The sequence below is a fragment of the Allobosea sp. RIT-PG3_2 genome (assembly GCF_057321085.1).
Genome location: NZ_JBXWCA010000012.1, coordinates 177,718 through 191,430, shown reverse-complemented (window position 1 = coordinate 191,430; position 13,713 = coordinate 177,718). Strand labels below are relative to the sequence as shown.

The following is a 13,713-nucleotide window of genomic DNA, read 5'->3' as shown; positions in this document are numbered from 1 at the left end:
GCCGCACGCCTCTTCGAGCCTCGCCGTGAAATTCTTCCCCTCTTCGATCCAGAACTACCTCGTGGCCACCATGGCCTGTCTTTGCGTGCCCGGCATCGGTGCGCTGGCCTACATGGCGGAGCAGTCCATCATGGAGGTGAGGACCAATATGCGGCTGGCCGAGCTGGTCGAGGCCGACAAGGCGCTGCTTCTCACCGGCAACATGATCCGCACCGCGCGCGGCCAGGCTCAGACCAGCATCCAGGTCGCGGATGATCCGGCCCCGATGCTGAAGCAGATCGAGCAGGCCAATCGCGCCCAGATCGCCGAAGCGGTCGCTCAGCTCCAGGAAACCGATCTGCCGAACCGCAAGGAGCTGATCGCCGGCATCCAGCAGGAGCAGAAGCTCACCGACGCCAGGATGGCCGACCTCTATGCCGAGGCCGGCAAACCGAAGGCGCAGCGCAGCCTGGCCGCGACCATGCCCTGGTACAACGGTATCGGCGCGATCGAGGGTGCGATCGTCAAGGCTTCCGACGAGACCTCCACTGCGGCCCGGCTGGCCGACCCCGTGCTCGCCGACCTGCAGGGCTTCAAGTCCGCCGGCTGGGACGTGCGCTCGAACTACGGAACGCAATGTTCGGTGCTGCGCCCGGCCTTCAGCTCGAACAAGGCGATGGATGCGGCACAGCTACGTCGCATCGGCGAGTTGCGCGGTGTTTCCAACGCTTCCAGGGACACCCTCAAGCAGCTCGCGTCCCGCCCCGGCGTCGGCAGCGAACTCGTCCGGAAGATCGGTGTCATGTCGGCCGAGGTCGATGCCTCCAATCGCAAGATGGACGAACTGATCGGCAAGCTCGGTCAGGGCTCTGGCCCGGTCATCGCAGCCGAGGAATGGACAAAGCAGTGCAACGCCCCCTTTGAGGCGATCATATCGGCCGTGACCCAGTCGCTCGACGACATGATCACGCGCACGAACCAGAAGCTCAATCAGGCCTGGGTCAAGTTTGGCATCGTCGGCTCCCTGCTTGCCGCTTTGCTTGTGATTTGCGTCCTGAGCTGGCGCGGCGTGCAGCGTCGCGTAGCCCGGCCGCTGATCTCGCTCAAGTCGGCGCTCGACGGCATGCAGCAGGGCGATTTCGCGCAGGCCATTCCGCCGGCCCCCTCGCCCGACGAGATCGGAGCGCTGAGCCGCGCGCTCGAAACCTATCGCGAGAACGCATTGGCGCTCGAGCAGAACCGGCGCGATCGCGATCTCGCCATGCTGGCCGACGCCGAACAGGCTGCTCATGTCCAGAAGCTGCTTGGGGAAGTCGCGACCATCGTCGCCGATGCCCGCGACGGCAATTTCTCCGGCCAGGCGCAGGTCGGCGGCATGGAAGGCCCGCTCAAGGAGCTCGTCGAGGGCATCAACGAGATCAACATAGTTGTTGATTCTGCGACGACGGAGTTTGCGCAGGCTTTGTCGGCGATTGCGGGCGGGGATCTGACCAACCGGGTCGAGACGGCCTATCGCGGCCGCTTCGCCGATCTCAAGGGCGCCATCAACGAGACGGTCGACCGGCTCTCGGCCACGGTCGCGACGATCCAGACCACCTCGGCCGATGTCGGGCTGGCCGCACGCGAGATCAACATGGGCGCCGACGACCTGTCGAAGCGCACCGAGGAGCAGGCCTCCTCGCTCGAGCAGACCGCCGCCACCACCGAGGAGCTCGCAGCCTCGGTCAAGGCCTCGGCCCAGGCCTCGAAGGATGCCGCCCGCATCGCCGACGAGGCCATGCAGGCCGCCCAGTCCGGCGGCGCCATCGCCGGCCAGGCTGTCGATGCCATGGCCCGCATCGAGAGCGCCTCGCAGAAGATCTCCGACATCATCCGGGTGATCGACGACATCGCCTTCCAGACCAACCTGCTGGCGCTCAACGCGGCGGTCGAGGCGGCCCGCGCCGGCGAGGCCGGCAAGGGCTTCGCCGTCGTCGCCTCCGAGGTGCGCACCCTGGCGCAGCGCTCGGGCGAGGCGGCCAAGGACATCTCCGGGCTGATCTCCTCCTCGAACACCGAGGTCGGCGAGGGCGTGAAGCTGGTGCGCCAGGCCGGCGACCAGCTCGCGCGCATCCTCGCCGCCTCGCAGAAGGTGGCGGCCACCATCGCAGACATCTCGGCAGCGTCGGGCGAGCAGGCCAACGGCATCGACGAGATGAGCCAGGCGGTGGCGCATCTCGACGAGATGACCCAGCAGAACGCGGCGCTGGCCGAGGAGAGCGCGGCCTCCGCCAATGCGCTGACCGGCCGGATCGGCCAGCTCAACGAGCTGGTCGCGGCCTTCCGCACCGGCCGCGAGGCGGTCGGCCAGAGCGGCTATCCGCAGCCGGTCATGGCCGCCTCCTCCGCGGCGCGCGCCCTGAAAACCGTGGCGCCGGCTCGCGCCCCGGCCCGACCGGTCGCGGTTGCGGCAGCGTCCGCGGCGGCATCCGCCCGGGCTCCGGCCGCGGCCGAGCCCGAGCGCCTGCGCCAGCTCGCCGAAGCCGCCTTCGCCCAGTCCAAGGCCACCCCCGCCCCGCGCAAGGTCGCCAACGGACGCGCCCAGGATGCCGGATGGGAAGAGTTCTGAGACGGACAGCCTCCGCACTCGCGCTCGACCAAGACACACGAACGGCGCCCCGAAAGGGCGCCGTTTGCGTTTTGGCGCCAGCTGGCAACGTCGAATCCCTTTGCCGTCATCCCGGGCTTGCCCCGGGATCCATCGAGAAGCACCGCGCTCTACGATGGATCCCGGATCTCCGCTTCGCTGCGTCCGGGATGACGTGGTTCTTCTGGAGACTTTGAGAACGGCCCCTGCCCGGATGTCACCCCGGCAGCCGATAATCCTTGAACATCTCGCGCAGCGCCGTCTTCTGGATCTTGCCGGTCGCTGTGTGCGGGATGGCCTCGACCAGCACGACATCATCAGGCAGCCACCATTTCGCGATCTTGCCGGCCATGAAGGCGAGCATCTCGTCCTTGCCGGGCGTGCGGCCGGGTTTCGGCACGATGACGAGCAATGGCCGCTCGTCCCATTTCGGATGGGCAACGCCGATCACTGCCGCTTCCGCCACGTCGGGATGGCCGACCGCGAGATTTTCCAGATCGATCGAGGAGATCCACTCCCCGCCGGACTTGATCACGTCCTTCGAACGGTCGGTGACCTGCATGTAGCCGGCGGGGTCGATGGTGGCCACGTCGCCGGTATCGAAGAAGCCGTGATCGTCGAGGATGTCCTCGTCCGCGCGCCGGTAATAGGCACCGGCCACCGCCGGCCCGCGCACCTTGAGGCGGCCGAAGGTCCGGCCATCCCAGGGCAGGTCCCGGCCCTCGTCATCCGTGAGCCGGAATTCCACCGTGAAGGGCGGGTGGCCTTGTTTGACCTTGAGGTCGTAGAGCGCCTCGCCTTCGAGGCCACCATAGACCGGCTTCATCGAGCAGAAGGAACCGAGCGGGCTCATCTCGGTCATGCCCCAGGCATGCGCGACGGTGACGCCGTATTTGCGCTCGAAGGCTTCGGTCATCGCGCGCGGGCAGGCCGAGCCGCCGATCACGACGCGTTGCAGCGTCGAGAGCCTGCCGCCGGTCGCCTCCAGCTGCTGCAGCAGGCCGAGCCAGACCGTCGGCACCGCCGCCGTCATGGTGACGCCCTCGCCTTCGAGCAATTCGTGCAGCGACGCGCCATCGAGCTTCGCGCCGGGCATCACCAGCTTGGCGCCCGTCATCGGCGCCGAATAGGCGAGCGACCAGCTATTGGCGTGGAACAGCGGCACGACCGGCATCACCGTGTCGCGCGAGGACAGCCCCATATAGTCCGGCGCAGCGCAGGCCAGCGCATGCAGCACGTTCGAGCGATGCGAGTAGAGCACGCCTTTCGGCCCTCCGGTCGTGCCGGAGGTGTAGCAAAGCCCCGCCGCCGTATTCTCGTCGAGACGGGCCCAGGCGAAATCGTCGTCGGCCTCGGCCAGCCAGTCCTCATAGGCGACGGCACCCTTGAGGCTCGTCTGCGGCATATGCGCGGCGTCGGTCAGCACGACATAGCGCTCGATGCTCGGGAGCTTCTCCTGCAGCTGCTCGATCAGCGGCACGAAGGTCAGGTCGAGGAACATCAGCCTGTCCTCGGCATGATCGACGATCCAGGCGATCTGTTCCGGGAACAGCCGCGGATTGACCGTGTGCGTGATCGCGCCGATGCCGCTGATGCCGTACCAGAGCTCGAGATGGCGGTCCGTGTTCCAGGCCAGCGTCGCCACCCGGTCGCCGAGCACGACACCCTCTCGCTTCAGTCGCTTGGCGACCTTGAGCGCCCGGCTCCTGATCTCGGCATAGCTGCGACGGCGCAGGCTGCTATCCTCGACCGCCCGGCTGACGACCTCGCGCGGGCCATGCTGGATGGCGGCATGATCGATGATCCGATGGAGCAGAAGTGGCCAGTCCTGCATCAGGCCGAGCATGCGCGTTTCTCCCGGAGTCTTGTCTTTCCCGGAGGATAGCGACGAGCTTCCGCGAAAGGAAAGCTGCACCATCGAAGGCTCGCCTGTGCGCGCGAGATGGTTTAGGTCTGATCGTTCAAGAGGGGGAACGCGCGATGACCGCACCGAAGACCGTGCCGCACGCGGCGACGGAGCCTGATCGCGTCTGGTTCCGCTTCATGCGATTGCACCAGCGCATGCTGATTCAGATGACGGCGCGCATCCGCACGCTCGGCCTCTCGATCCCGCAATTCGACCTGCTTTCGACGCTGACCGAGCAGGAAGGCATCAGTCAGAGCGAGCTGGCCGAGCGGCTCTATGTCACCAAGGGCAACGTCTCCGGGCTGGTCGACCGCCTCGTGCAGGCCGGGCTCGTCGAGCGCCGCGCCATTGCGGGCGACCGGCGCTCCTACGCCATGCACCTGACGCCGGAAGGCCGCCGGCTGGCCGAGGCCGGCATCGCCGCCCAGCGCGATTTCGTCGCCAGCACGCTCGGCAAGCTCGGATCGGACGACCTCGCCGAGCTCGATCGCCTCGTGCTGCTCTGGCGCGATCTTGCCCGCGCCGTCGATGCCGAGTGACGGCACGATGGCTGCCGGCATCGATCTCACCGCCTCCGCCACGGCCTTGCGCGCGGCGCTGCTCGCCCGCCGCTTCAGCGCCACCGAGCTCCTGGAAGCGACCTTCGCCCGCATCGACGCGCTGAACCCGCGCCTCAATGCCATCGTCGCGCAGGATCGCGAGGCCGCCCGCGCCATGGCCCTCGCCAGCGATGCGCGGATCGCCGCGGGCACGGCCCGCCCGCTCGAGGGCCTGACGATCACGATCAAGGATGCCTTCGACGTCGCCGGCCTGCCCTCCGCCGGCGGCCTGCCAGCCTATCGCGAGCGTGTGCCGTCCGAGGATGCGGCAGCGGTGGCGCGGCTGCGTGCCGCCGGCGCGGTCATCATCGGCAAGACCAACGTCCCCGTCTTCTCCGGCGACTTCCAGAGCTACAATCCGGCCCATGGCGTGACCAACAATCCCTGGGACGAGGCGCGCTCGCCGGGTGGCTCATCGGGCGGAGCGGCCGTCGCCGTCGCGACCGGCATGAGCGCCTTCGAACTCGGCTCCGACCTCGGCAGCTCGATCCGTTGGCCGGCCCATGCCTGCGGCGTCTTCGGCCTCAAGACGAGCTGGGGGCTGGTCTCGACCTGGGGGGCGATCCCGCCGCCGCCGGAACGGCGCACACCGCGCAATGCCGACCTGATGGTCGCCGGCCCGATCACCCGCGCCGCCGATGATCTCGACCTGATCCTGCCGGTCATCGCCGGTCCGCGCGATGTAGCGCACGCCTCTGCGCCTTTGCCGGAGCCGCGCTTCATCGACGCGAAGGGCCTGCGCGTCGCGCTCTGGGCCGACGATCCCTTCGCCCCCGTCGACAGCCAGGTGTCGGACGCCGTGCGCGAGGCTGCCCGTCGTCTCGCCGAGGCCGGCGCCATCGTCGACGAGACCGCCCGCCCTTCCGTCAGCTTCGCCGACGCCTTCGAGGTCTATGCTCTGCTGAACCATGCCGTCGTCGCCTATGGCCTGCCGCCAAAGGTGCGCGCCCGCATCCAGGCGCAGGCCTCGCGCTTCAGCCCGAACGACCTGTCGCACCAGGCGTTGCAGGCGCGCGGCGCGCGGATGACGCCCGGCCTCTATCAGCAGATCGCGCATCGCCGCCTGGCCCAGAAGCGGCAATGGGCACGCTTCTTCGCGCGCTACGACGTCGTGCTCTGCCCGCCGGCGCCGGTCGCCGCGATCCCGCATGATCACACGCCCGATATCCACGCCCGCCGGCTCCTCGTGAACGGCGAGCCACGCCCCTATCTCGATTTCCTGCACTGGGCCGCACTCGCGACCGGATCGGACCTGCCGGCCCTGTCGGCGCCGGTCATGCTGTCGCGCGAGGGCTTGCCGCTCGGCGTGCAGATCATCGCGCCTTTCGGGGAAGACCGGACGGCCATCGCGGTCGGCGCCATGCTGGAGCGCGCCGGCAGCGGCTTCGCCGTGCCGCCGCTCAGTTCGTCGCCCTGACCTTCTCGACGGTCTGGCGTCCGCCCGGCAGATCGCGCAGGACGATGCGCTCATCCGCCGCGAGCTGCCCCAGAACCGTCTCGCCACTCGCGGTCACAGCGGTCGCGGTCTTGCCGACGAAGACGATGACCGGCCGGCTGCCGGCAGCGGCCCAGCGCCTGAACTGCGAGAGATAGGGCTCCTTGCGCCAGGCCTGTGCCGCGCCGGGATCGACCTGCGCATAGAGCAGCCGGCTCGTGCCATCCATGGTCAGGACGAAGCGGCTGCGCTCCGGCTTCCATTCCGGGCCGAGGAAATCCTGGCTGATCCAGAGGCAATGGAAATCGCGGCACTGCTGCGGGCGGGTGTCGTAGATGCGGCAGCCGCGCCCGGGCTGGCAATTCCGGCACCAGGTGCCGGCCGTCATCGGCACGGCCGGGACATCGTAGACCTTGCAGCACAGCGCGCAGCTGCCGCAGCTGCGGCCGGGCGCCGGCCGGTTTGTCGAAAATGACGGGTCGAGCATCAGCCTTGGCCAGTCCGGAACGATTCCAGATTGGAAGATTGCCCACCTGTACCCGGCCTGACAAGCGCGCGGCTTTGCGCCATCGGCCGCCTTGCAGCAGAGTATGGCGTCCCCTGCGCCAAAATCGCTCAACATTTGCGGTCAGTTCGGCTTATGGTGGCAAGAATTTTTAACAGGCCGGGAGCCCATCATGCTGTCGAATGTCGCCGTCAGGGATATCGAGACGCTCGTCCATCCCTATACGAACCTTGCCACCCACCGGCAGAACGGGCCGCTGGTGCTGGAGAGCGGCAAGGGCATCTTCGTCTACGATTCGGCGGGCAAGGAATATATCGAGGGCATGGCGGGGCTCTGGTGCACCGCGCTCGGCTACTCCAACCAGGAGCTGATCGAGACCGCCTACGAGCAGATGAAGAAGCTGCCCTTCACCCACATCTTCGGCGGGCGCAGCCATGACCCGGCGATCGAGCTCGCCGAGAAGCTGAAGGAGATCGCGCCGGTTCCGATCTCGAAGGTGTTCTACGGCGCCTCCGGCTCGGACGCCAACGACACCCAGGTCAAGATCGTCTGGTACATGAACAATGCGCTCGGCCGGCCGCAGAAGAAGAAGATCATCTCCCGGCTGAAGGGCTATCACGGCGTCACCGTCGCCTCGGCGTCGCTGACTGGCCTGCCCAACAACCATATCGACTTCGACCTGCCGCTGCCCGGCATCCTCCACACCTCCTGCCCGCACCACTACCGCTTCGCCGAGCCCGGCGAGAGCGAGCAGGACTATTCGACGCGCCTTGCAGCCGAACTCGAGGAAATGATCCTGCACGAGGGGCCGGACACGGTCGCCGCCTTCATCGCCGAGCCAGTGATGGGCGCCGGTGGCGCGATCACCCCGCCGGCCGGTTATTTCGAGAAGGTCAACGCCGTCCTCGCCAAGTACGACATCCTCTTCATCTCGGACGAGGTCATCACCGGCTTCGGCCGCACCGGCAAGATGTTCGGCACCGAGACCTACGGCATGAACGCCGACACGATCTCGCTCGCCAAGCAGATCACCTCCGCCTATTTCCCGCTCAGCGCCGTCATGATGAACGAGAAGGTCTACGAGGTCCTGGTCGACCAGAGCCGCAAGATCGGCACCTTCGGCCATGGCAACACCTATGCCGGCCACCCCGTCGGCTGCGCCATCGCGGTGAAGACGCTGGAGATCTATCAGCGCGAGAAGATCGTCGATCACGTCAACAAGGTTTCGCCGGCCTTCATCCGGCGTCTCGACAAGCTTGCCGAGCATCCGCTCGTCGGCGAAGCCCGCGGTGTCGGCCTGATCGGCGGCGCCGAGCTGGTCAAGGACAAGCAGACCAAGGCCTCCTTCGAGACCAAGAAGGGCGTCGGCGCCAAGGCCGTGACCTACGCGCTGGAAGAGGGCCTCATCACCCGCGCCATGGGTGACCGTCTCGCCTTCTGCCCGCCGCTGGTCATCAGCGAGGCCGAGATCAACGAGATGTTCGACCGCTGCGAGCGCGCGCTCGACAAGACGCTGAACTGGGCCAAGGCGGAAGGCCTGTTCGCCGCCTGAGGGCCGGACGCACGAGGGATACGAAGGGCCGGGCGGCGATCGCCCGGCCCTTTTTCTTTTGTTCATCAATGTGGCCGAAGCTGCCGCGGGCCACAGATCGCCATGAACAAATCACAGACGCGCCCCGGCCCCGACCTGATCGGCGGTCAGGTTGCAGGGGTCGGGAGCGAGAGTTCCCGGCACGAGGTCATCAGAAAGTCAGGAGCCATGCTTCAACACGACGCCCGTCCCAAGATGCAGGATCGCAGGGGTTTTCACGATGCCAAGGCACGCGAGACCTACGCCTCCCAATTCCGCCCGATCGCGATTCAGGCGGTCGCTGCGGGAACCAGACAGATGTCGGGCGCGTTGAGGAAGCACGGCGAGACACGCAAGGCCGATTTGCCCGGTGTGCTTCGCCACGGTTTCGCCGACTGAAACCTCCCCTTCGAGACCCAAACGACTGGCCGGTGCGGAGTTTGCTCCCACCGGCCTTTTTTTTGTCCGTCGTCCGAACGAGCGGTACTCGCAAACGAAAACGGGCGGCCCGAGGCCGCCCGCTGAAACACTAAAACCGGCCTGAAACGTCAGACGACGACGACCTTCGCGCCCGCCGGCACGCGGTTGAAGAGATCGATCACGTCGATGTTGCGCATCCGGATGCAGCCGGACGAAGCCGAGCGGCCGATCGTCTCCGGCTCGTTGGTGCCGTGAATGCGATAGAGCGTGTCCTGTCCGTTCTGGTAGAGATAGAGCGCCCGTGCGCCGAGCGGGTTGTCGGGGCCGCCAGCCAGGCCGCCAGCGACCGGCTTCAGATGCGGCCAGCGCTTGATCATCTCGGCCGGGGGCGTCCAGCGCGGCCATTCGGCCTTGCGCTGCACCACGGCCTCGCCGGTCCAGCCATAGGCCTCTTCGCCGGTCGCGACGCCGTAGCGGATCGCCTTCTTGTTCGGCAGCACGAGGTAGAGGAACTTCTCCTTCGTATCGACATAGATCGTGCCGGGCGGCTGACCGGTGGGATCGGCGATCTCATACGGGAGATAGGGAAGGTAGGTGTCGAACTTGGGGACGAGCGCGATATATTCCGCGTCCCGGGCTGACAGCTCAGGGGCAGCTACGCTCTTGTACTGGCAGGCGCCAAGAAGGGCCGACAGCGCCAAGGCAATGAAAACGGTTTTCTTCATAGCTTCCACCAGAGCGACCCGCAGGCAGCCTTTATGATGAATCGAACGTTAACGCTTCGTATCGCCCGAGACTTGCCCGAGGGGCGACGGTCGGGCGAAGCACTAGGCCCCAAACCGGCATGGCGCAATCTAGTTCCCTTTGTGACTCCCGGATGGCGCCTCGGCGTGGCAAAGCAGCCACGCTTCCCGCTGCTCAAGCCCTGTTCTCTCGGATAATCGCGCTTGACCACGCTTCTTATCACGCACCCGGCGGGCCTCGACCATGTCATGCCGCCCGGCCACCCCGAAAGCGCTGCGCGCCTGAAAGCCGTCGACCAGGCGCTGGAGGCGGAACGCTTCGCCTCGCTGATTCGGATCGAGGCGCCGCTGGGCACGCTCGATCAGGTGGCGCTCTGCCACCCCGCCGACCACGCGCAGGCGCTGATCGATTCGAGCCCGGCCTCCGGCTTCGTCCAGGTCGATGGCGACACCTTCATGTCGCCCGGCACGATCGAGGCTGCGCTGCGCGCCGTCGGCGGCGCGGTCCTGGCCGTGGACGAGGTCATGGCTGGCAAGGCGCGCAATGCCTTCGTCGCGATGCGCCCGCCCGGCCACCATGCCGAGCGCGACCGCGCCATGGGCTTCTGCTTCTTCAATCATGCCGCCGTGGCTGCCCGCCACGCGCAGAAGGCGCACGGCGCCGAGCGTGTCGCCATCGTCGACTGGGACGTGCATCACGGCAACGGCACGCAGGACATCTTCTGGAACGATGCCAGCGTGCTCTACGCATCGTCGCACGAGATGCCGCTCTATCCCGGCACCGGCGCCGCCTCGGAGCGCGGCAGCCATGGCACAATCGTCAATGTGCCCCTGCGTCCCGGCGAGGGCTCGGATGAATTCCGCGAGGCTTTCGAGATCGCGATCCTGCCACGCCTCGATACCTTCCGCCCCGATCTCATCGTGATCTCCGCCGGCTTCGATGCGCATTGGCGCGATCCGCTCGCCAGCCTCAACCTGCGCGAGGCCGACTTCGCCTGGGCGACGCAGAAGCTGATGGAGCTGGCCGACAGGCACGCTGGCGGCCGCATCGTCTCGGTGCTGGAAGGCGGCTACGATCTCGATGCGCTGGCGACCTCCACCGCCGCCCATGTCGCGGCGCTGATGGGCAGCTGACGGCGACAGGCGCCTGCCAGGTGATAACGAACGCGGGTCATCCCGGACGGAGCGAAGCGAAGATCCGGGATCCATGCCTGAGCCTTACCGATAGAGGTTCAGGCATGGATCCCGGGTCTCCCTTCGGTCGCCCGGGACGACCCGCGTTTTCTGTTCCAGATATCTCCGGAAGCGCCGCCTACTCCAACGGCGAAGTCCCGGCGATCTCGATGCCGAAGCCGCTCAAGCCCACGAAGGAGCGCGGCGAGGATGCGAGGTTCACGATCGAGCTGACGCCGAGATCGCGCAGAATCTGCGCGCCGAGCCCGACCTCGCGCCATTGCTGGCTGCGCAGGGCGTCGGCGCCTTCATCCTCGACGCTCTTGATCGGCACGCCGGCGCTGCCGTCGCGCAGATAGACCAGGACGCCCTTCCCCTCCTGCTGGAAGCGCTTGAGCACGCACTGGATCGAGCTGGCACCGCCGAGCACGTCGGCGACGACATCGGCCCGGTGCAGACGCGCCGGCACCTTCTCGCCATCGCCGAGCTTGCCCATGACGAAGGCGAAGTGCTGCGTATCGTCGAAGGGCGTGATGTAGACATGGCCTGTCATCTCGCCGAACGCGGTCTTGACCGGGAAGGAATGCACCCGCTCGACCAGCTTCTCGCGCAGCTGGCGATAGGCGATGAGATCCGCGACGGTGATCTGCTTGAGCCCGTGCTTCTCGGCGAAGGCGGCAATCTGCGCGCCCTTCATCACGGTGCCGTCGTCATTGGCGAGTTCGCAGATCACGCCGACCGGCGGCAGGTCGGCGAGCTTGCACAGGTCGACGGCCGCCTCCGTATGGCCGGAGCGCATCAGCACGCCGCCGTCCTTGGCGATCAGCGGGAAGACATGGCCGGGCCGCACGAAATCCGCCGCGCCCATATTGCCGTTGGCGAGCGCGCGGACCGTGTTGTTGCGCTGCTCGGCCGAGATGCCGGTGGTCAAGCCGTGCTTGACGTCGACCGTGATGGTAAAGGCGGTGCCGAGCGGGGCATCGTTCGACGACACCATCGGGTCGAGCCGCAAACGGCGCGCCTCGGCCGAGGTCAGCGGCGCACAGACGATGCCGCAGGTGTTGCGGATGATGAAGGCCATCTTCTCCGGCGTGCAGAGCGAGGCGGCGACGATGAGATCGCCCTCGTTCTCGCGGTCGTCGTCATCGGTGACGATGACGATCTCGCCGCGGGCGAAGGCTTCGATGGTCTCTGCGACATTGTTGGACATGGCAGCCTCGCGCGGCCCGGACAGGCCGAGGAAATCATTGGGGGTGACGGAGCCGCTCGTGGCGGCGGCGATGCGCTCGGCGCTTTCGCGGGAGATCCAGGCGGTCTGGTCGTTGCACAGCGCCGTCACGCTGGCCGGCGACAGGCCGACCTGCTTGGCAAAGGCGCTGCGCGCGATCTTATGCTGTCGGAGCCAGGCGTCGAGCTTCATGCGACCAAGCTAATACGGCAGCGTTTCATCCGCAATGAAGAGATAATACATTTTCAGTATTGCTGAAATGCAAGGTGCAACCGAGCCGTCATGCTCGGGCTCGCCCCGAGCATCTCATGACGAGAAGGCTCCTTACCACAGCTTCTTCCGGCCGGAGATTCTCGGGTCCGCTGCGCGGCTCGAGAATGACGCGGCCTACTCCTGAAACGGCCAGCGCGCCTCCACCACGCCCACCTGCCCGCGATGGCGCAGATACTGGTCCGCCAGCACGCAGGCGACCATCGCCTCGCCAACCGGCACCGCGCGGATGCCGACGCAGGGGTCGTGCCGTCCCTTGGTGAACATCTCGGCCTCGCCGCCCGTGCGGGTCACGGTGGCGCGCGTCGCCAGGATCGAGGAGGTCGGCTTCACCGCGAAGCGCGCCACGATCGGCTGCCCCGTCGAGATGCCGCCGAGGATGCCGCCAGCATGGTTGGAGAGGAAGAGCGGGCGCCCGTCATTGCCGGCGCGCATCTCGTCGGCATTCTCCTCGCCGGAGAGTTCCGCCGCACCGAAGCCCTCGCCGATCTCGACGCCCTTCACCGCATTGATGCTCATCAGCGCCGCCGCGATCTCGGCATCGAGCTTGCCGTAGATCGGGGCGCCAAGCCCGGCCGGCACGCCCTCGGCGACGATCTCCAGCACCGCGCCGATCGACGAGCCCGACTTCCTGATACCGTCGAGATAGCCCTCGAAGAAGGCGGCAGCCTTGGCATCCGGGCAGAAGAAGGGATTGCGGCCGACCTCGTCCCAATCCCAGTTGCCGCGGTCGATCTTGTGCGGCCCCATCTGGACCAGCGCGCCGCGCACGACCATGCCGGGCACGACCTTGCGGGCGATGGCGCCCGCCGCGACCCGCATCGCCGTCTCGCGCGCCGAGGAGCGCCCGCCGCCGCGATAGTCGCGGATGCCGTATTTCACGTCATAGGTGAAATCGGCATGGCCCGGCCGGTACTTGTCCTTGATCTCGGAATAGTCCTTCGAGCGCTGGTCGACATTGTCGATCAGGAGCCCGATCGAGGTGCCCGTCGTCACCTGAACGCCGTCGCTCTCGCGGGCGAAGACGCCCGAGACGATGCGGACCTGGTCCGGCTCCTGGCGCTGCGTGGTGAAGCGCGACTGGCCCGGCCGGCGCCGGTCGAGATCGCCCTGGATGTCGGGCTCGGTCAGCGGGATCAGCGGCGGGCAGCCATCGACGACGCAGCCGATGGCCGGGCCATGGCTCTCGCCGAAGGTGGTGACGCGGAAGAGGTGGCCGAAGCTGTTATGCGACATGGGTGCCTGCGCGAAATCCTGCG

The 13,713-nt window shown here is 67.2% G+C and carries 11 protein-coding genes; 6 read left to right on the top strand and 5 right to left on the bottom strand.

From position 1 onward, the window contains the following. Positions 1 to 25 precede the first annotated feature (25 nt). Positions 26 to 2,587 carry a methyl-accepting chemotaxis protein gene (locus AC2FAN_RS25810; protein ID WP_485176879.1) on the top strand — a complete coding sequence of 854 codons (2,562 nt, stop codon included), beginning with the start codon at positions 26 to 28 and terminating at the stop codon, positions 2,585 to 2,587. Between the two features lie 235 nt (positions 2,588 to 2,822). Here the strand turns inward: AC2FAN_RS25810 and AC2FAN_RS25805 are convergent, their stop codons facing one another. Then, the gene (locus AC2FAN_RS25805) at positions 2,823 to 4,451 is read right to left on the bottom strand and encodes a long-chain-fatty-acid--CoA ligase (RefSeq protein ID WP_485176877.1); all 1,629 of its coding nucleotides are present in this window, start codon (positions 4,449 to 4,451) and stop codon (positions 2,823 to 2,825) included. Positions 4,452 to 4,585: 134 nt separating this feature from the next. Between AC2FAN_RS25805 and AC2FAN_RS25800 the strand changes: the two genes are divergently transcribed. Together AC2FAN_RS25800 and AC2FAN_RS25795 are read left to right on the top strand one after the other, a co-directional pair. Beyond that, positions 4,586 to 5,050: a MarR family winged helix-turn-helix transcriptional regulator gene (locus AC2FAN_RS25800; protein ID WP_485176876.1), complete on the top strand. Its 465-nt coding sequence runs from the start codon at positions 4,586 to 4,588 to the stop codon at positions 5,048 to 5,050. Positions 5,051 to 5,057: 7 nt separating this feature from the next. Continuing rightward, positions 5,058 to 6,527, top strand: coding sequence for an amidase (locus AC2FAN_RS25795; RefSeq protein ID WP_485176874.1), 1,470 nt, complete (start codon positions 5,058 to 5,060; stop codon positions 6,525 to 6,527). Here AC2FAN_RS25795 and AC2FAN_RS25790 read toward each other — a convergent pair. Further along, positions 6,511 to 7,032: a YkgJ family cysteine cluster protein gene (locus tag AC2FAN_RS25790; protein WP_485176873.1), complete on the bottom strand. Its 522-nt coding sequence runs from the start codon at positions 7,030 to 7,032 to the stop codon at positions 6,511 to 6,513. The genes AC2FAN_RS25795 and AC2FAN_RS25790 overlap by 17 nt on opposite strands. Positions 7,033 to 7,222: 190 nt before the next feature. Between AC2FAN_RS25790 and AC2FAN_RS25785 the strand changes: the two genes are divergently transcribed. After that, positions 7,223 to 8,602 carry an aspartate aminotransferase family protein gene (locus AC2FAN_RS25785; protein ID WP_485176871.1) on the top strand — a complete coding sequence of 460 codons (1,380 nt, stop codon included), beginning with the start codon at positions 7,223 to 7,225 and terminating at the stop codon, positions 8,600 to 8,602. Positions 8,603 to 8,704: 102 nt separating this feature from the next. Beyond that, positions 8,705 to 9,019, top strand: coding sequence for a hypothetical protein (locus AC2FAN_RS25780; RefSeq protein WP_476805989.1), 315 nt, complete (start codon positions 8,705 to 8,707; stop codon positions 9,017 to 9,019). A 149-nt stretch (positions 9,020 to 9,168) separates the two neighbouring features. Here the strand turns inward: AC2FAN_RS25780 and AC2FAN_RS25775 are convergent, their stop codons facing one another. Further along, complete coding sequence (locus AC2FAN_RS25775) at positions 9,169 to 9,765, bottom strand: L,D-transpeptidase (RefSeq protein WP_485176870.1); 597 nt, start codon at positions 9,763 to 9,765, stop codon at positions 9,169 to 9,171. Between the two features lie 222 nt (positions 9,766 to 9,987). On the opposite strand from AC2FAN_RS25775, the gene AC2FAN_RS25770 reads away from it, so the two are divergent. Continuing rightward, entirely contained in the window at positions 9,988 to 10,917 is a 930-nt protein-coding gene (locus AC2FAN_RS25770) for a histone deacetylase family protein (protein ID WP_485176869.1), read from the top strand. A gap of 178 nt (positions 10,918 to 11,095) precedes the next feature. Here AC2FAN_RS25770 and ribB read toward each other — a convergent pair whose 3' ends face one another. Beyond that, positions 11,096 to 12,376 (bottom strand): 3,4-dihydroxy-2-butanone-4-phosphate synthase, encoded by a 1,281-nt coding sequence (ribB, locus tag AC2FAN_RS25765; RefSeq protein ID WP_476805990.1) that lies wholly within the window; start codon positions 12,374 to 12,376, stop codon positions 11,096 to 11,098. Positions 12,377 to 12,571: 195 nt separating this feature from the next. Beyond that, a complete protein-coding gene (gene aroC / locus AC2FAN_RS25760; RefSeq protein WP_485176868.1) occupies positions 12,572 to 13,690 on the bottom strand; it encodes a chorismate synthase in 1,119 nt (372 codons plus the stop codon). Positions 13,691 to 13,713 lie beyond the last annotated feature (23 nt).